The 16,879-nt window shown below is 69.5% G+C and carries 15 protein-coding genes; 11 read left to right on the forward strand and 4 right to left on the reverse strand.

From position 1 onward, the window contains the following. The first annotated feature begins 6 nt into the window (after positions 1 to 6). Genes ACFYRY_RS23755 through ACFYRY_RS23770 form a run of 4 tightly spaced genes read left to right on the forward strand, consistent with a single transcriptional unit; the run spans position 7 to position 6,401 of the window. A complete protein-coding gene (locus ACFYRY_RS23755; protein ID WP_389148990.1) occupies positions 7 to 1,431 on the forward strand; it encodes an alpha-L-fucosidase in 1,425 nt (474 codons plus the stop codon). A gap of 5 nt (positions 1,432 to 1,436) precedes the next feature. Then, a complete protein-coding gene (locus ACFYRY_RS23760; protein WP_389148992.1) occupies positions 1,437 to 2,381 on the forward strand; it encodes a hypothetical protein in 945 nt (314 codons plus the stop codon). Next, a complete protein-coding gene (locus ACFYRY_RS23765) occupies positions 2,378 to 3,283 on the forward strand; it encodes a beta-glucosidase (RefSeq protein WP_389148995.1) in 906 nt (301 codons plus the stop codon). The genes ACFYRY_RS23760 and ACFYRY_RS23765 overlap by 4 nt, the downstream gene beginning before the upstream one ends. 19 nt (positions 3,284 to 3,302) lie before the next feature. After that, positions 3,303 to 6,401, forward strand: a complete 3,099-nt coding sequence (locus ACFYRY_RS23770) for an alpha-N-acetylglucosaminidase TIM-barrel domain-containing protein (protein WP_389148998.1) — start codon at positions 3,303 to 3,305, stop codon at positions 6,399 to 6,401. Between the two features lie 25 nt (positions 6,402 to 6,426). Here ACFYRY_RS23770 and add read toward each other — a convergent pair whose 3' ends face one another. Both add and ACFYRY_RS23780 read right to left on the reverse strand, forming a co-directional pair. Beyond that, positions 6,427 to 7,446, reverse strand: a complete 1,020-nt coding sequence (add, locus tag ACFYRY_RS23775) for an adenosine deaminase (protein ID WP_389149001.1) — start codon at positions 7,444 to 7,446, stop codon at positions 6,427 to 6,429. A gap of 37 nt (positions 7,447 to 7,483) precedes the next feature. Continuing rightward, a complete protein-coding gene (locus ACFYRY_RS23780) occupies positions 7,484 to 8,311 on the reverse strand; it encodes an IclR family transcriptional regulator (protein ID WP_389149004.1) in 828 nt (275 codons plus the stop codon). Between the two features lie 326 nt (positions 8,312 to 8,637). Between ACFYRY_RS23780 and ACFYRY_RS23785 the strand changes: the two genes are divergently transcribed. The 5 genes from ACFYRY_RS23785 to ACFYRY_RS23805 all read left to right on the forward strand — a co-directional run bounded on the left by ACFYRY_RS23785 (position 8,638) and on the right by ACFYRY_RS23805 (position 12,707). Continuing rightward, positions 8,638 to 9,426: a transporter substrate-binding domain-containing protein gene (locus ACFYRY_RS23785; protein WP_389149007.1), complete on the forward strand. Its 789-nt coding sequence runs from the start codon at positions 8,638 to 8,640 to the stop codon at positions 9,424 to 9,426. A gap of 51 nt (positions 9,427 to 9,477) precedes the next feature. Then, positions 9,478 to 10,221: an amino acid ABC transporter permease gene (locus ACFYRY_RS23790; RefSeq protein WP_389149011.1), complete on the forward strand. Its 744-nt coding sequence runs from the start codon at positions 9,478 to 9,480 to the stop codon at positions 10,219 to 10,221. Further along, positions 10,221 to 10,871 carry an amino acid ABC transporter permease gene (locus tag ACFYRY_RS23795; protein WP_389149014.1) on the forward strand — a complete coding sequence of 217 codons (651 nt, stop codon included), beginning with the start codon at positions 10,221 to 10,223 and terminating at the stop codon, positions 10,869 to 10,871. Before ACFYRY_RS23790 ends, ACFYRY_RS23795 begins: the two co-directional genes overlap by 1 nt. Beyond that, the gene (locus ACFYRY_RS23800; protein WP_389150242.1) at positions 10,871 to 11,641 is read left to right on the forward strand and encodes an amino acid ABC transporter ATP-binding protein; all 771 of its coding nucleotides are present in this window, start codon (positions 10,871 to 10,873) and stop codon (positions 11,639 to 11,641) included. Before ACFYRY_RS23795 ends, ACFYRY_RS23800 begins: the two co-directional genes overlap by 1 nt. A 115-nt stretch (positions 11,642 to 11,756) precedes the next feature. Next, on the forward strand, positions 11,757 to 12,707 hold the full coding sequence (locus ACFYRY_RS23805; RefSeq protein WP_389150245.1) for a sugar kinase: 951 nt from the start codon (positions 11,757 to 11,759) through the stop codon (positions 12,705 to 12,707). Between the two features lie 361 nt (positions 12,708 to 13,068). Here the strand turns inward: ACFYRY_RS23805 and ACFYRY_RS23810 are convergent, their stop codons facing one another. Continuing rightward, positions 13,069 to 13,560, reverse strand: coding sequence for a hemerythrin domain-containing protein (locus ACFYRY_RS23810; RefSeq protein ID WP_389149017.1), 492 nt, complete (start codon positions 13,558 to 13,560; stop codon positions 13,069 to 13,071). Positions 13,561 to 13,769: 209 nt separating this feature from the next. Here ACFYRY_RS23810 and ACFYRY_RS23815 point away from each other — a divergent pair, with 209 nt between their 5' ends. Continuing rightward, complete coding sequence (locus tag ACFYRY_RS23815; protein ID WP_389149020.1) at positions 13,770 to 15,179, forward strand: DEAD/DEAH box helicase; 1,410 nt, start codon at positions 13,770 to 13,772, stop codon at positions 15,177 to 15,179. A gap of 70 nt (positions 15,180 to 15,249) precedes the next feature. On the opposite strand, the gene ACFYRY_RS23820 is transcribed toward ACFYRY_RS23815, so the two are convergent. Continuing rightward, entirely contained in the window at positions 15,250 to 16,179 is a 930-nt protein-coding gene (locus ACFYRY_RS23820; protein ID WP_389149023.1) for a DMT family transporter, read from the reverse strand. A gap of 165 nt (positions 16,180 to 16,344) precedes the next feature. On the opposite strand from ACFYRY_RS23820, the gene ACFYRY_RS23825 reads away from it, so the two are divergent. Then, positions 16,345 to 16,797, forward strand: a complete 453-nt coding sequence (locus ACFYRY_RS23825; RefSeq protein ID WP_389149026.1) for an Lrp/AsnC family transcriptional regulator — start codon at positions 16,345 to 16,347, stop codon at positions 16,795 to 16,797. Positions 16,798 to 16,879: the final 82 nt, after the last annotated feature.

A 16,879-nucleotide genomic window follows, 5' to 3' on the forward strand; every position in this document is an offset into this window, starting at 1 on the left:
CACTTCATGACCACCGCTGCCGCCCTCGGCGGCGCGGTGCTGCTCGCCCCGCCCGGCACCGCCCAGGCCCTCACCCAGGGTGCGACGCTCGACGCCTCGGGCATCCCCGACTACCAGCCCACCAAGGCATCCCTCGACACCCACCCGGTGCCGCGCTGGTACAAGGACGCCAAGTTCGGCATCTTCGTGCACTGGGGCATCTACTCGGTGATCGGCGGCGCGACACCGAGAAGCGCCTCCGAGTGGTACCTGTGGTACCAGAGCACCAAGGACAGCGCCGAGTGGAAGTACCACCGCGACACCTACGGCGAGGACGTCACCTACGACGACCTCATCCCGCAGTTCAAGGCCGAGAAGTACGATCCCGACGCCTGGGTGAAGCTGTTCGAGCAGGCGGGCGCCGAGTACTTCGCGCTGACCAGCAAGCACCACGACGGATTCGCCCTGTATCCGAGCAAGGTGACGAACCGTCACTCCGTGGCGTACGGACCGAAGCGTGACCTCGTCGGCGAGCTGATGACCGCGGCCCGCAGACGAGGCACCGTGCGGCCCGGGCTGTACTACTCGCTCGGCGAGTTCTTCAACCCGGCGATCGGCCGGCCGATGCGCAACTTCTACACCGACGAGGAGATCCCGATGACCGGCTACAAGCCGGTCCAGGACTACGTCGGGGACTACGAGCTCAAGCAGCTGTACGAGATCGTCGACCGCTACGACCCGGAGCTGCTCTGGGCGGACGGACAGTGGTTCCGGCCCACCGGCAACCCGCCGTGGCGCAGCGAAGAACCCATGGCCCACTACTACAACCAGGCCAAGAACCGTAAGCACCCCAAGGGTGTCGTGATCAACGACCGCTTCGACACCCACTTCGACTTCGCGACGTACGAGCAGCGCACCAACCCCACGATGGATCCCCAGAAGTGGGAGTGCTGCATGACCATCGGCTACTCCTGGGGCTACAACAAGCACGAGCCGGACGAGGACTACAAGACCTCCGAGTTCCTGATCCAGCTGCTCGCCGACGTGGTCAGCAAGAACGGCAACCTGCTGCTCAACATCGGCCCCAAGCCGGACGGCACGATCCCCGAGATCATGCAGGAGCGACTGAAGGACATCGGCGCCTGGCTGAAGGTCAACGGCCCCGCGATCTACGGGTCGACGCCCTGGGTGCGGGCGGAGGAGGAGGGCAGTGCGCTCGGCATCCGCTACACCGTCTCCCCCGGCAAGTTCAACATCATCGTGCTGGGCAAGCCCACCGGCACCCTCTCGGTGCCCGGCGACATCCCCATCAGCGCCACGTCCCGGGTCCGGCTGCTCGGCACGAGCGGCAGCCTGCGGTGGACCCGCCGTGACGGAAAGATCAACATCACCGTCCCGTCCTCCCTGCCCAGCGACATCGCCAACGTCTTCACCGTCGACTGGGTCCGGTGAGCCGCATGGGAATCAGCAACGGTACCCGGTTCGACATCCTGGGCCCCACCCTCACCGTCACCACGCAGCCGGCCGAGCCGGCGGGCGGTGACGCGGTCACCGCCACCGCGGTCCTCACCAACGACTGCCCTTTCCCCCTCCTCAACGCCGTGCTCCATCTGATCAACCCCCGAGCCACCACGGCGGCGAAGACCATCCCGCTCGGCGACCTGCGGCCCGGTGCGAGGACAACCCGGCGCTGGGAGACGTCGATCCCCGCCGACGTGGCCGGGAACGTGTCGTTCACCGCGCACGTGGTCTTCGACGTCGACCAGCACAGCAGCGACTGCGCGCGGTCCGCGAAGACGTTCACGGTGCCCTACGAGCCCAATGGGGTGCGGGACCCGTACCGGACGTTCGCCACCACCGACGACGCGAAGTTCGGCCAGTACGGCAGCCAGTTGGTGATCTGGGCGGGCGGCCGCGACTTCTCCGGCGGCACCGACGAGAAGGGGGGCATCCTCCTTCCCGGCTCCGCCGCCGGGTCGAGCGTGGTGCAGGTCGAGACGGTCAGCCTCACCGGGAGCGACAACCCCACCGCCAAGTACGGGATCGCCGTCGCCAACGACCTGACCGCGCCGGAGGAGGGCGGTTACGCCGTATTCACCATGTCGCAGTCGTACGGCGTGGAGTTCATGACCGACAGTGACGGCAACGGACACCTCGACACCTGGGCCGGCGGCGGCGCTTCCGCCCATCCCGCCTGGCTGCGACTGGTCCGCTCCGGCACCACCTTCACCGCTTACACCAGTACCAACAACGGCCTCTCCTGGAACGAGATCGCGAGCGCGACCGTGCCCTCCGCGAGCGGCGCCCTGGACGCGGGCCTGGTGGCGAGCGCCGTGAACCTCAACTACCCCGGCACGACGGTCCAGGCCGTGTTCGACCACTTCACCGTGGAGGCGTCGTGATCTCCTACCGTCCCGAGCAGGACTTCCTCTCGCCGCCCGTCTCGCTCACCGTCACCCCCTCCGCACTCGAGGCCGGCAAGGCCGTGACCCTGACGGCCACCCTCACCAACACCGCCGCGATCGCGCTGCGCGGCACCGTGCTCTACCTCGCCGTGGACGACTCCGCCCAACAGGACGGTTTGGGCGACCTCGCGCCGGGACGGTCGGTGACCCGCACCTGGCGGACCCGGCTCGCCGACGACGCCGAGGGCCGGATCGTGTTCACCGCGCACGCCCTGTTCGACGTCCACCCGCACGGCTCCGACTGCACCCGCGCCACCTCCACCGCCCTGCTGCCGTACCGCTCGTTGCCCGCGGCGTTCGACAACGCGGGGATCTCCTCGGACGACGCCCGCACCGTCGCGAACATCGACGGCTCGAACTCCAGTCTGTCCGCCGAGGCGCTGGCGTCGGCGGGGCTGACTCCGGGGGCCACGGTCACCTACGAGGGGGTGCCCTTCACCTGGCCGGACACCCGGCCAGGGAGCAAGGACAACGTCATCTCCTACGGCCAGACCGTGCTGCTGTCCGGCTCCGGTTCCCGGTTGTCCTTCCTCGGCACCAGCACCTGGGGCGAGGGCAAGGGCGACGGCAAGGTCGTCTACGCCGACGGCACCGAGCAGGCGTTCTCGGTCGCCGTCCCCGACTGGTACGGCGCGAACTCCTCCGCCGCGGTGGTGCTGCCCTACCGCCACACCAGCTCAGGGCGGGACGACAACCCCGTCAGCCTGTTCACCTTCGGTGTCGATCTTGCGGCCGGCAAGGAGCTGCGCTCCGTGGTTCTGCCCAAGGTCAGCGACGGCATCCAGGAGGGCGTCGCCGCCCTGCACATCTTCGCCTTGACGATCACGCCGATCAACTGAGCTCTGCGGAAGGACGTTCATGCACGACAACCGAGAACCCCTCGGCATCCCAGGGGTCACCCGCAGACGGATCCTCACCGGCGCCGTCGTGCTGGGCGGCGCCGCGATGCTGCCCCTTCCGCAGGGCGCGTACGCGGCCGACGGCACCCTGTTCGACACGGCGCCCGCGGCGGCCGCGCTGAAGCGTCTGCTTCCCGACCATTACCAGCAGCTCACCCTGCGGGCCGTCAACGACACCACCGACCGCTTCCGGGTCACCGGCCGGGCCGGGCACATCACGGTGGAGGGCACCAGCCCCGCCGTGCTGCTCACAGGCCTCCACACCTACCTGCGGCGGACCGCGCACGCCTCCGTCTCCTGGACCGGCGAGCAGGTGACCCTGCCGCGCACCCTCCCCGCGCCCGCCACGGCGATCACGGGAACGGCCAACGTGCCGCACCGCTTCGCCTTCAACGACACCAACGAGGGCTACACCGGCGCCTACCGCGACTGGGACGCCTGGCAGTACGAGTTGGACGTGCTGGCCGTGCACGGAGTCAACCGGGTCCTCGTCTACATGGGCGGCGACGCCGTCTACTACGACACGTTCCGTCAGTTCGGCTACACCGACGCCGAGATGCGCGCCTGGATCCCGGCCCCCGCCCGCCAGCCCTGGTGGCTGCTGCAGAACATGTCGGGCTTCGGCGGGCCCGTCTCCCGGCAGCTCATCGAGAAGCGTGCCGTGCTAGCCGAGAAGATCATCGACCGGGTACGTGACCTGGGCATGACGCCGGTGCTGCCGGGCTACTACGGCAGCGTCCCGGACGACTTCCCCGCCAAGCACGGCGGCGACGCGGCGGTGGTGGCGCAGGGCACCTGGGGCGCCTTCAAACGCCCCGACTGGCTCGACCCGCGCACGACAGCCTTCGAGGACGTGGCCGCCACTTTCTACCGTGCCCAGAAAAAGCGGTTCGGCGAGAGCACGATGTACAAGATGGACCTGCTGCACGAGGGCGGCAACGCCGGTGACGTGCCGGTGGGTGAGGCCGCGGGGGCCGTCGAGGCGGCACTGCAGAAGGCCCACCCGGGGGCCGTCTGGGCGATCCTCGGCTGGCAGAACAACCCGGCCAAGGAGCTGCTCGACGGCGTCGACAAGAGCCGGATGCTGATCGTGGACGGCCTGTCGGACCGCTACACCACCGTCACGGACCGGGAGAGCGACTGGGGCGGCACCCCGTACGCCTTCGGCAGCATCTGGAACTTCGGTGGCCACACCCCGATCGGCGCCAACGCCCCGGACTGGGTGGACCAGTACCCCAAGTGGCGTGACAAGAAGGGCAGTTCGCTCGCCGGTATCGCGGCGATGCCCGAGGGGGCGGACAACAACGCGCCCGCCCTCGCCCTCCTCACCGACCTGGCCTGGACGCCCGGCACCGTGAACCTCGACGACTGGTTCGCCGCGTACGCCCTCTCCCGCTACGGCGGCCCCGACCGGCACGCGGCCGCGGCCTGGCAGACGATCCGCGACACCGCGTACAACATGTCCCGCGCGGACAGCTGGAGCGAGGCACCCGACGGCCTGTTCGGCGCCCGTCCGAGCCTGACGGCGAACAAGGCCGCCGCCTGGGGGCCGGAGAAGGACCGCTACGACACCACGGCCTTCGATGCCGCACTCACCGAACTCCTCGCGGTACAAACGGGGTTGAGGGGCAGCTCGGCCTACCGGTACGACGTCGTCGACGTGGCCCGGCAGGTCCTGTCCAACCGCAGCCGGGTCCTGCTGCCGCAGATCAAGGCCGCGCACGACGCCGGGGACAAGGCCCTCTTCGGCAAGCTGACCAAGACCTGGCTGAGCTGGATGGACCTCCTCGACGACCTGCTGGCGACCTCCGGCCCGCATCTGCTCGGGCGGTGGCTCGCCGACGCGCGATCCTGGGGCGCCGACCGGGCCGAGAAGGACCGCCTCGAGTACGACGTCCGCTCCCTCATCACCACCTGGGGCGGACGCGCAAGCAGTGAGGAGGGCCTGCACGACTATGCGAACCGGGAGTGGTCCGGACTGGTCGGCGGCCTGTACCGCACTCGCTGGTCGACGTACTTCAACGCGCTCGCCACGGGAAAGGACCCGGCGACGATCGACTGGTTCGCCCTGGAGGACCGCTGGGCGCACGCGCACGAGACGCACCCGACCGATCCCCACGGCTCCTCGTACGTCCTGGCCCGCAGCGTGCGCGACCTGCTCGCCGCCACTCCGTACCAGGCGACCCTCACGGCGGGTGTCGACCGGGGAGCGGTGGCCGAGGACACGCCCGCGACGGTGACGGTCACCTTCACCAACAGGAACGGGTTCACGGCGGCACGCGGCGTGACCCTTTCCCTCACGGCCCCCGAGGGCATGGCAGTCAAGGCGCTCGATCAGGTGAGCAAGGCGTCGGTGGCGTCCGGCGCGACGTTCGCCGCTCGCTTCGAGGTCTCTCTGGCGGGTGCGCCTACGGAGCTGGTCGGCCGGGTCGTCGCGGCGGCGGCGTACGCGGGTGGCGGAAAGGCGGTGGCGCCGGTACGGCTGATGGCCGCGGCCGGGGTCGGTGACCCGTACCGCACGGTCTCCTACAACGACGCGGTGTTCGGCCAGGCCGGCGACGAGATCGCCATCGAGGGCGCGGGGGCCGACCTGTGGGGCGGCACCAACGAGTTCGGGACGGTGTACCGGGCGGGCGCGTACGGCGACAAGACGGTGGCCCAGGTCACGGTCACGTCCCAGGACGCGTCCGGAGGCTGGGCACGGGCGGGCCTCATCGTCCGCAACGACCTGGGCACTCAGGGCAGCGCGGGCTATGTGAACCTGGCGATCACACCGTCCAACGGCTGTGCGCTGAGCTGGGACGCGGACGGTGACGGCCGTTTCGACTCGATCGAACTGTCGGGCTCCTTCACCGCGCCGGTGCGGCTGCGGCTGACCCGGTCCGGCGCCTCGTACACCGGTCAGGCCAGCACGGACGGCGTCACCTGGACGACCGTGGGCACGGCCACGCCGGGAGGCGCGGCCGCCACCCAGGACGTCGGGGTGTTCATGACCGCGGCCAACGGCTGGACCGACGGACGGGGCATCGCCACGTTCGACGGGTTCACGGTGACCTGATCCGGCGTGACCGCGACGCCGGCGGTCACACGACCGGGCGGAAGCGATCCGCCAGTGGACCAGGGGTGTCCAGCCACTCACCGATGAGCGTGACGGCACCCTCCACCAGTGCGTGCGGGGCGCCGGAGGCTTCGACCGAGGTGCGGGCGATGGCGGCGAGTTGAGGGTCGGTGAGGGCGAAGACCGTACGGGCTGTCTCGTACTCCTCGAGCAGGCCCGGGCCGAACAGGAGGGGGTCGTCGGCGTTGAGGGTGCACCTGACTCCGGCGTCCAGCAGGAGCGGCAGAGGGTGCGCGGACAGGGACTCCACGACGCCGAGGGCGACGTTGGAGGTGGGGCAGACGTCGAGGACCACGCCCTCCGCGGCGAGGCGGACGAGGAGATCGGGGTCCTCAACCGCCCGGACACCGTGGGCGACCCGTCGGGCGCCGAGCCTGTCGAGTGCGGCTCGCACACTCGCCGGGCCGGCGAGTTCCCCCGCGTGCGGAGCGGAGATCAGCCCGGCGTCCCGGGCTATGGCGAATGCCTCGGCGAACGGCTCAGGGGCGTTTCGGGCCTCGTCCCCGGCCAGACCGAAGGCGACCACCCCGCTTCCCGCACGCCGGGCCGCGAGGCGGGCGGCCTCAACGCCCTCCGCCGGGTCCCCGTCACGCCGGGCGAACACCAGGACGCCGAAGCCGATACCCAGCCCGGCAGCGGTACGGCGGCCCTCGTCGATCACCAGGTCCATCAGGTCCAGCGCGGCGTCCGGATCGGTCTCGTAGGTCAGGGGGTTGACGTGCGGCTCGATCCATACCGCTCCGTCCGCGGCGGCATCCTCGACCACTTCGCGCACCAGCCGCAGAAGGTTCTCCCGCGGCCCCTCACGCACCAGCCGCGCAGCGACACGATACGAGGACGTGAAGTCCTCGAACGACCTGCCATGGCTCGAGTCCGGGATCCGTTCACCGCGCTCGTCCGCCAGCTCCACGAGCGTGGCGGGGCGCATCGCGCCTTCGAGATGGAGATGGAGATGGGCCTTCGGCAGCCGGGCCAAGCTTCGCATGCCATATCACCCCACAACGCGCTATAGGTGCCGGTGTTCACCGAGGTGTCGGAGCGATTCCGCCCAGGCGGCCGGTGAGAGCCTGGGATGCCTCGACGACCTGTCGTCCGATCTCCGCGAGACGGTCGTGTGTCACCCGGGAGGCCGGGCCGGAGATGCTGACCGCCGTGACGACGGCGCCGCTGTGGTTGAAGGCGGGTGCGGCCACGCAGCGGATGTCGAGTTCGTTCTCCACGTCGTCGACGGCGTAGCCGCGCTCACGGATGCGGGCGAGTTCGGCGTGCAGTTGCTCGGGTGAGGTGATGGTGGCCGGCGTGCGGGCGGGCATGCCGGCCGCCACCACCTGGTCGAGCACGTCGTCCGCGGCGTGCGCGAGGAACGCCTTCCCGGTGGCCGTGCAGTAGGCGGGCTGCCGTCCGCCGACCCGGGAGTGCATGCGTACGGCCTGAGGGCTCTCGACCTTGTCGATGTAGACGATCTCAGGGGGGTCAAAACTGACCAGGTGCACCGCTTCGCGCACGTCCTGGGCGAGTTGGTGCAGCAGCGGCGATGCCGTGCGCCGGATGTCGAGGCGCTCCAGGTAGAGCTGCCCGAGCAAGGCGTTCTGCGGCCCGAGCCGATAGTGGCCGCTCTCCGGATCCTGATCCACCAGTCGCTCTTCGCGCAGCGGGCCGACGAGCCGCAGCACGGTGCTCTTGCTCATCTGGAGCCCGGTGGCGAGGTCGGTGAGTGAGGTGCCGTGCGGATGGCCGTCGTCCTCGGCCAGGTACATCAGGATGCTCAGCGCACGTCGCAGGGACGATGACGCGTTGCGACGAGCCCCGGGGCCGTCAGGGGTCTGATTCGCGCTGTCGAGCGAAGCCACGCGGGTTCCTCCTGCGCAGGATGCGGTGCGAGGGCGTGCGGCCCCAGCCGGTCCCGTGCGGGGGACCCGACGGCACCTTACCGAACTGCATAGCAAAACGGAATGTCACATATTGAAATCGACCGTTGACGACCGTGGGGCACCGGGCTAGCTTCTCCCCCAACGTTATGCGAAACGTGATTTTGCATAGCAGAACGTAACTGCCGATCGATGGCGATCACCCCCTTCTCCGGCCGCTCAGGCTCCCCCTCAAACCCTCCCGGAAGGGAATGCACGCGATGAGACTTCGTCACCGTACCCGCCCTCTGATGACGATTTGTATCGGTGTGACCGCTGTCGCATCACTCGCTGCCTGCAGCGCCGGCAGCGGCACCTCGGCTGCGAACCAGCAGTCCTCGACGCTCCAGGACGTCATCAAGCGCGGCACCCTCAACGTCGCCAGCTGCCTGACGTTCCCGCCGTTCGGCTCGATGGACAAGAACAACAAGCCGCAGGGCTTCGACGTCGACGTCGCCACCGCCATGGCCACCGCCCTCGGCGTCAAGGTCAAGATCGTGGACACCACGTCCGCGAACCGCATTCCCAACCTGCAGACCAAGAAGGTCGACGCGGTGGTCTGCAACTTCACCACCACCGCGGAGCGCGCCAAGCAGGTCGCCTTCAGCGACCCCTACATCGTCGCGGGTGAGGTGATGCTGGTGAAGAAGTCCAGCGGCATCTCCGCTCTGAAGGACCTCACCGGCAAGACGGTCGCCGTGACCAAGGGATCCACCAACGGCGACGCCGTCAAGGCCGGCAACCCCAAGGCGAAGATCCAGGAGTACGACACCTCCTCCGCCGCCGTGCTCGCCGTCAAGCAGGGCCAGGCCGACGCCATGGTCGAGGACTCCAACTTCCTCAACTTCCAGGCCAAGACCGACCCCTCCCTCAAGGTCACCAAGGACTCCGTCGTACCGCTGGAGTACAACGGCATAGGTGTTCCGCTGGGCGACGCCACCTGGCTGCAGTGGGTCAACACATGGCTGCGGGAGTTCAACACCTCGGGGCAGGCCAACGCCCTCTACAAGAAGTGGTTCGGCGTGGACCGCGTCTACCCGCTCAACCCGTCCTACTGAGTCCCGGCCGGGCGGCGGACACCCCCTGCCGCCGCCCCATGGAGGAGTCCCATGTTCGTTGACTGGACCTACGCCCTCCGGGACTGGGCCACCTATCTCGACGCGGCCTGGCTGTCCCTGAAACTGTCGCTCGAGGCCTTCGCGCTCGCCTTCGCCCTCGGCCTGCTCGGCGCGCTCGCCCGCAGATCCCGCTACGCGGTCCTGCGCGCGCCCGCCGCCGTCTACGTCGAGGTCATGCGCAACACCCCTGTGCTGCTGCAGATGTTCGTGGCCTACTTCGCCCTTCCGTCAGCGGGTCTGCGGCTGAGCCCGGTGCAGGCGGGAGTGCTCGCCCTCGGCGTGAACGTGGGCGCGTACCTCACCGAGATCTTCCGGGCGGGCATCCAGGCCGTCCCGCGCGGTCAGAGCGAGGCCGCCTGGGTGCTGGCCCTGAGCCCGCCGCGCACCTTCCTGTACGTGGTGCTTCCGCAGGCCCTGCGCAACGTCTACCCCGCCGTGGTGAACCAGCTGGTCCAGATCATCCTGGGCTCGTCGCTGCTGTCCGCCATCTCCGTCCCCGAGCTGACGGGCACGGCCATGGTCATCAACTCCCGCACCCTGCTGACCGTGCAGGTCTTCGGTATCGCCGCGGTGCTCTACCTGATCCTCACCAACGCGGTCGTCCTGGTGGCCGGGCTCATCGGACGCGTCGCGTTCAAGCCCCCGCTGCGTGACTCCGAACGGCCCCGTCCCCTGAGCGCCGTACGCCGTCTGCTGCCGGCCCGTTCCGCGCGTCCCGTCCAGAAGGAGGCCTGATGGACTGGTCGGTCATCTGGTCGAACCGTGAACTGTACGTCTCCGGCCTGTGGGCCACCGTACTGCTGTCGATCGCGGCGATCGCCACCGGAACACTGCTCGGGCTGGTCGTCGCGGCCCTGCGCACGAGCCGCATCCCGGTCCTGGCCCAGCTCGCCCGCGGCTATCTGGAGGTCTTCCGCGGCACTCCGCTGCTGATCCAGATGCTCTTCCTCTACTTCGGCGCGGCCTACCTGGGTCTCGTCGGCATCACCGTCTTCGGCGCGGCCCTGCTCGCCCTGACGCTCTACCAGGGCGCCTACATCGCGGAGATCTTCCGGGCCGGCATCGAGGCGGTGCCCCGCGGGCAGTGGGAAGCGGCCCGGGTGCTGGGCCTGCCCCGCGTCCAGACGTTCTTCAGCGTCGTCCTCCCCCAGACCCGGGCGATCGTCCTTCCCCCGCTGGTCGGCCAGTACCTCTCCCTGATCAAGGACACCTCGATCGCCGTGGTGATCGGGTACGTCGAACTGGTCCGCCAGGGACAGGCCGTGATCGACCGGGTGGGAGACCCCGGCACGTCCTACCTCGCTGTCGCCGTCCTGTACTTCGTCATCTGCTACCCGCTGTCGCTGTTCGTGCGGCACATGGAGCGAAAGGCTGTCACCGCATGATGATCACCGATCCCGCCGCCCAGCAGAAGGCGGTGACCACGTCGAGGATCTCTCTGTCCGGCGTGCACAAGCGCTTCGGTGCGCTGGAGGTGCTCAAGGGAGTCGACATCACGGTGGAGCCGGGCGAGGTCGTCGTCCTGATCGGCGCCAGCGGATCCGGCAAGAGCACCCTGCTGCGCATCATGTGCGACCTGGAGCGCGCCGACAGCGGGGAGGTGTGGGTGGGCGGGGTCCCGCTGCACGACCGCAAGCGCGCACCGGAGATCTTCGGGCACGTCGGGATGGTTTTCCAGCAGTTCAACCTCTTCCCGCACAAGACCGCGCTGGGCAATGTCACGCTCGCCCTGCTGAAGGTCAGGAAGCTCTCCCGCGGGGAGGCCGAGGAGCGCGGCCGGGCCGCCCTGAAGCGGGTGGGGCTCGCCGACAAGGCCGATTCCTATCCCGCACAGCTGTCCGGTGGGCAGCAGCAGCGCGTCGCCATCGCCCGCGCACTGGCCATGGACCCGGCGATCATGTTCTTCGACGAACCGACCTCCGCCCTCGACCCCGAACTCGTCGGCGAGGTCACCGGCGTCATGCGTTCCCTCGCCGAGGACGGCATGACCATGGTCGTCGTCACCCATGAGATGCGCTTCGCCAGGGACACCGCCGACCATGTGGTGTTCATGGACGGCGGCGTCGTCCTCGAACAGGGCTCCCCCGAGCAGGTCTTCGGCAGTCCCGCCGAGCCGCGCACCCAGCAGTTCCTGCACCGCGTCCTGGACACCTGAGGGGCGCTCCTTCCGCCCTGGCACCGCTGTCTGAAATCCCGCAGAAGGAACCCCTGTGGTCATCCCACCCTCGTCTCCCCCTGCGCCGACCCGCTCCGAGCCCGGAGCCGACGTGGTGTGCATCGGGGAAACCATGGCCGTGCTCAGCCCTCGGGACGCCCGGCCTCTCGCGCACCAGAGAGCACTCGCGCTCGCTGTCGGCGGAGCGGAGTCCAACGTGGCCTGTGCCCTGGTCGCCCTGGGGCACAGCGCAGCGTGGGTGGGCCGCGTGGGCGACGATCCCCTCGGACGGCGTGTCCTGGAGGACCTGACCACCCGCGGCGTCGACGTCTCCGCCGTCGAGACGGACCCGCTGCGGCCGACCGGCGTGTACTTCAAGGACCCCGGCCCGGAGGGCACCGGCACGTACTACTACCGCCGGGACTCCGCGGCCGCCGCGATGGACACCGGCCTGACGGGCCTTCCACTCCTGCACCGAGCGCGCGCTCTGCACCTCTCCGGCATCACCGCCGCGCTCTCCGACACCTGCGCCGAACTCGTGACCGACCTCGTCGTCCGGCGTGCCGTCCCAGGCCCCGCCATCTCCTTCGACGTCAACTACCGCCCGGCGCTGTGGCGGCACCGTCCCGCCGACGCCGCCCCGGTACTGAGGGAGCTGGCCCGTGGCGCCGACCTCGTGTTCGTCGGACGCGACGAGGCCGAGAGACTGTGGGGCACCCGCACCGCTCACGACGTCCGCGACCTGCTCGGGCCCGGCCCGGCACTGGTCGTCAAGGACGCCGGGCGCGGAGCGACGGCGTACGGCGCCGACGGTGAGGAGACCTACGTCCCCACCCCGGCCGCCCGGGTCGTCGAACCCGTCGGAGCCGGTGACGCCTTCGCCGCCGGCTACCTCGCGGCACTTCTGGAAGGCCGTACCCCGGCGAGTGGACTGCGCCTGGGCCACCTGGTGGCGGCGGCGACGCTCGGCACCCGGGAGGACGTCCCCACCGACCTGACCCGCGACACCCTCGACCACCACCTCGCCCTCGACAGCGCGGCCTGGTCCGCGCTACGCCTGAGCTGACGCCGCCTGCCGGCAGGAGAACAACATCAAGCCGCGTGAGGTCGCCCGGCTGGTCTGCGAACAGGGCAGCCTCTCGTGACCCCGGTGGGCGGCTCCCCCGGCACCATGTCTGAACCAGAGGAACCTGAGCCGGTCCAGCCCCATGGGGACACCTGACCCGGCCTGCGGACCAAGTCCCCCGTAGCGCCCCGTCCACACCTGGGTTCCTGGTCGGGCATGGGGCGGGACCCGTCCGCCATGTCCCGCTTCGCCGCCCGGCACGGGGATACGGGCCCTCGCCGTATGAGCCGCCGCATACGTGCTTCTCCCCCGCCCGCGCACCGACGAAAGGCCCGGGAGGGGGGCGCCTCGGCGGTCGCGGTCAGGATTTGACGATACGCCGTACGTTGTCCACGGCGCCGCAGTCTGCCTTCAGCTGACGCTCCCGCTCGGCCAGGAACGCCGCGCCCAGCTCCTCCCGACGCTCCATGGCGACGTTCTCGCGTGCGCCATTGAGGATGGTGCGCTCCTCCTCGTCGGCGTGGTGATTGACGGCCTCCACGAGCTCTTCCAGCTTCGTGTCCCACTCCTCGGAGCCGACCTCGGCGACCTCCAAGAGCGCCAGGAGCGCCTTGTTGCCCTCCTCGTGCTCCTCCTCGCCGTGCTCCACCTCTTCGTCCTCGATCTTCCTGTAGCGCTTGAGGGCGGGATACACCTCCGCCTCCTCCGCCTGCGCGTGCGCGATCAACAGATCGGCGAACTCCCGCAGGGCGGCCGCCCGGTCAGCTTCGACGCTGCGCATCAGGCGGAAGAGATCCTCCATTTTTCGGTGATCCCGGAGAATGAGTTCAACGACGTCTCGTGTCTCGGCCATGGCACGGGCTTCACTTTCATGCGAGGGAACCTTGCCGGACCCGACTACCCCCCTCCGCCGTGTTCAGTGATCCCTGATCTGCGGGATCCGTCGGAAACCGCCTGCCGTACCCCAGGTAAAATACGGCTCACGCTTCGACACCGTCGGCGCCCGTACCCACCGGGCACGGGCCCGGCACGTTCCGGGGCACCAGACCAGAAAGGTTCCCCATGAACACGAAGTCGTCGCCGCAAGGACTCCCAAGTGCCGGCAAGCCGCCGCGGGCGACAGCACGGCACAACGACCTCCCGACACCACCGGCGGCGTCCCCGGGTCTGCCGCCTGCCGCGTCCTTCGAAGCACTCGGGCTTCCGCCGGAGTTGCTGACGACGATGACCGGCCTCGGAGTGACGGAGCCCTTCCCGATCCAGGCGGCGACCCTCCCCAACGCGCTGGCCGGCCGCGACGTCCTCGGCCGTGCGCGGACCGGCTCCGGCAAGACACTGGCTTTCGGGCTGCCGCTGCTGATGCGGACGGCGGGCCTGCGAGCGGAGTCGAAGCGACCGCTGGCGCTGGTCCTGGTGCCGACCCGGGAGCTGGCACAGCAGGTGAGCGACGCGCTGGCCCCGTACGCGCGGACACTGAACGTACGACTGGCGACGGTCGTCGGAGGTCTGTCGATCAACCGGCAGTCGGCGCTGCTACGGACCGGAGCCGAGGTGGTCATCGCGACGCCGGGGCGCCTGGCCGACCTGGTGTCGCGCCGGGACTGCCACCTGAACCAGGTACGGATCACGGTGCTGGACGAGGCGGACCAGATGTGCGACCTGGGGTTCCTGCCGCAGGTCACCGAGATCCTGGACCAGGTCCGCTTGGACGGTCAGCGCCTGTTGTTCTCGGCCACCCTCGACCGGGACGTCGACCAGCTGGTGCGGAACCACCTGCACGACCCGGTGCTGGCGTCGGTCGACCAGGGGGCGGACGCGGTCACCACGATGGACCATCACGTGCTGAACATCCACGCCCCCGACAAGTACGCGACCGCGACCGAGATCGCCGCACGGGACGGCCGGGTGCTGATGTTCCTGGACACCAAGGCCGGCGTGGACCAGTTCACCCGTCACCTGCGCGCCAGCGGGGTACGGGCCGGTGCTCTGCACAGCGGCAAGTCGCAGCCGCAGCGCACCCACACGCTCGCCCAGTTCAAGGACGGTGAGATCACCGTGCTGGTGGCGACCAACGTCGCGGCGCGGGGCATTCACATCGACGCGCTCGACCTCGTCGTCAACGTCGACCCGCCGGCCGACGCCAAGGACTACCTGCACCGTGGGGGCCGCACGGCACGCGCCGGGGAGTCGGGGAACGTGGTCACCCTGGTCACCCCCAGCCAACGCCGGGACGTGAACCGGATGATGTCCGACGCCGGGATCCGGCCGACGGTCACACAGGTGCGCTCCGGCGACCAGAAGCTGACCGCCATCACCGGTGCGAAGCGCCCGCCGACAGGGGCGAAGAGCAGCGGCGGCAACGTTCCCTTCCGCGGCCTCGGCAGCCGCCCCGCGAAGGAGTCCCGGAAAGCCGCCGAGGCCCGCAAGGCCGCGGAAGCCCGAGCGGCGGCTCGGGTACGCAGGGGCCGCTGACGCGGGGCGGGCACCGTAGCCGGGGGCGAGCGTGCGGTCGTCCTCGTCCCGCCCGACTCCTGTGGGCGCGCTAGCCGATCGGAGCCGGCTCGCGCACCGGGGCTTTCCCGACGGCTGTTCGGCGTTCGACCAGTCCGAGTGCCACACCGGCGATGATGACCACGCCGCCGAGGACCTGGGCGAGCCGGACTGTCTCACCGTTGATCACCACGGCACCGAGCACACCGAACACCGGTACCAGGTTGAGGATGTTGACCGCGACGCTCGATGTCATCCGGCGCAGGCCGTAGTTGTAGAGGAGGAAGCCGCCGACGGAACACGCCACGGCCAGATAGGCGAGCAGCGCCGAGGCCGTGGTGTCCGGCACCCGCCAGTCCCTGATCTCCAGGAGCGAGGCGAGCAGGAAGCCGGCGGCGCCGGCCATGGTCTGGTGGTAGGTGAGGTTCAGCGCGTCCTGCCCGCGGCCCGCGTACTTGCCCAGCACGTTGTACCCGGCCCACACCAGCCCGCCGAGCAGCAGCAGAACATCGCCGAACCAGCGTGCGCCGCCTCCGACTTCGGCCCCGTTGCGCACGACCAGGAAGGCTCCCCCCGCGGCGAGCAGTACGCCGGCGATCCTGAGCAGCGGCATCCTGGTCCGGAAGACCGCCAGCTCCAGGAGCATGGTCATCAGCGGATAGGAGGCCACGATCAGGGAGGCGTCGGAGGCGGTCGACAACTCGACGCCGATGTTCTCCAGGACGAAGTAGAGCGTGATGCCGAGCAGACCGCTCAGGTGGATCATGCGCCGTTGGCGGGCGTCCGGCCGGGCGGCCGGCTTGCCGCGCATGCGCACCATGATCCAGAGCAGTGCGGCGGCGATCGTGAAGCGGGCCGCCCCGATACTCAGCGGACCGACGCTCGCCAGCACCTCCTTGGTCACCGCGTACGAGCTGCTCCAGAACAGCGCGGCCGCCACGACGGAACACGTCGCCACGACCCTGGTTTTCCGCTCGTCCACCCCTGATGCCCCTTTTCCTGTTGCCCTGCGAACGTCCGGCTCCACCTCGACAGCACCGTGGAGCAGCGAATCAAGAACGGTAATTTCGCTGAAACGCTAACAACAGATCCAAGAGTTTGACATCCTGGCCGAATATAATTCGGCAAACCAGAGATGTGACGGGACATGGACGAACTAGATTCGGCGTTGCTGCGCCTCCTGCAGCAAGACGGTCGGCGCACCAACCGGGACCTGGCACAGGAGTTGGGGATCGCGCCCTCCACCTGCCTGGAGCGGGTGCGCTCCCTTCGCGAGCGCGGGGTGCTGCTCGGATTCCACGCCGAGGTGGACCTCCCCTCGGTCGGCCGGGGGCTGCAGGCCATCATCGCCGTGCGGGTGCGGCCGCCGTCGCGTACGGTCATCGAGCAGTTCCAGGCCTTCGTGGCGCGGATGCCCGAGGTGATCGGGGTCTTCATCACCACGGGCACCGACGACTTCCTCCTGCATGTGGCCGTTCGCGACACCGACCATCTGAACGCGGTGGTCCTGGACAAGCTGACCGAGCGACAGGAACTCGCGGACGTACGCACCTCGGTGCTCTACGGACACTCACGGAAGAACGTCATCGAGCCGATGTGAGGTCCCCCCCTGATTTCCGATACGTCGGAGGTCTTCCCCAATCACTCTAGGGACCTGCACTATGCCTGGGAGTTCACAACCA

This window comes from Streptomyces sp. NPDC005263 (genome assembly GCF_042872365.1).
Classification (GTDB): Bacteria; Actinomycetota; Actinomycetes; order Streptomycetales; family Streptomycetaceae; genus Streptomyces.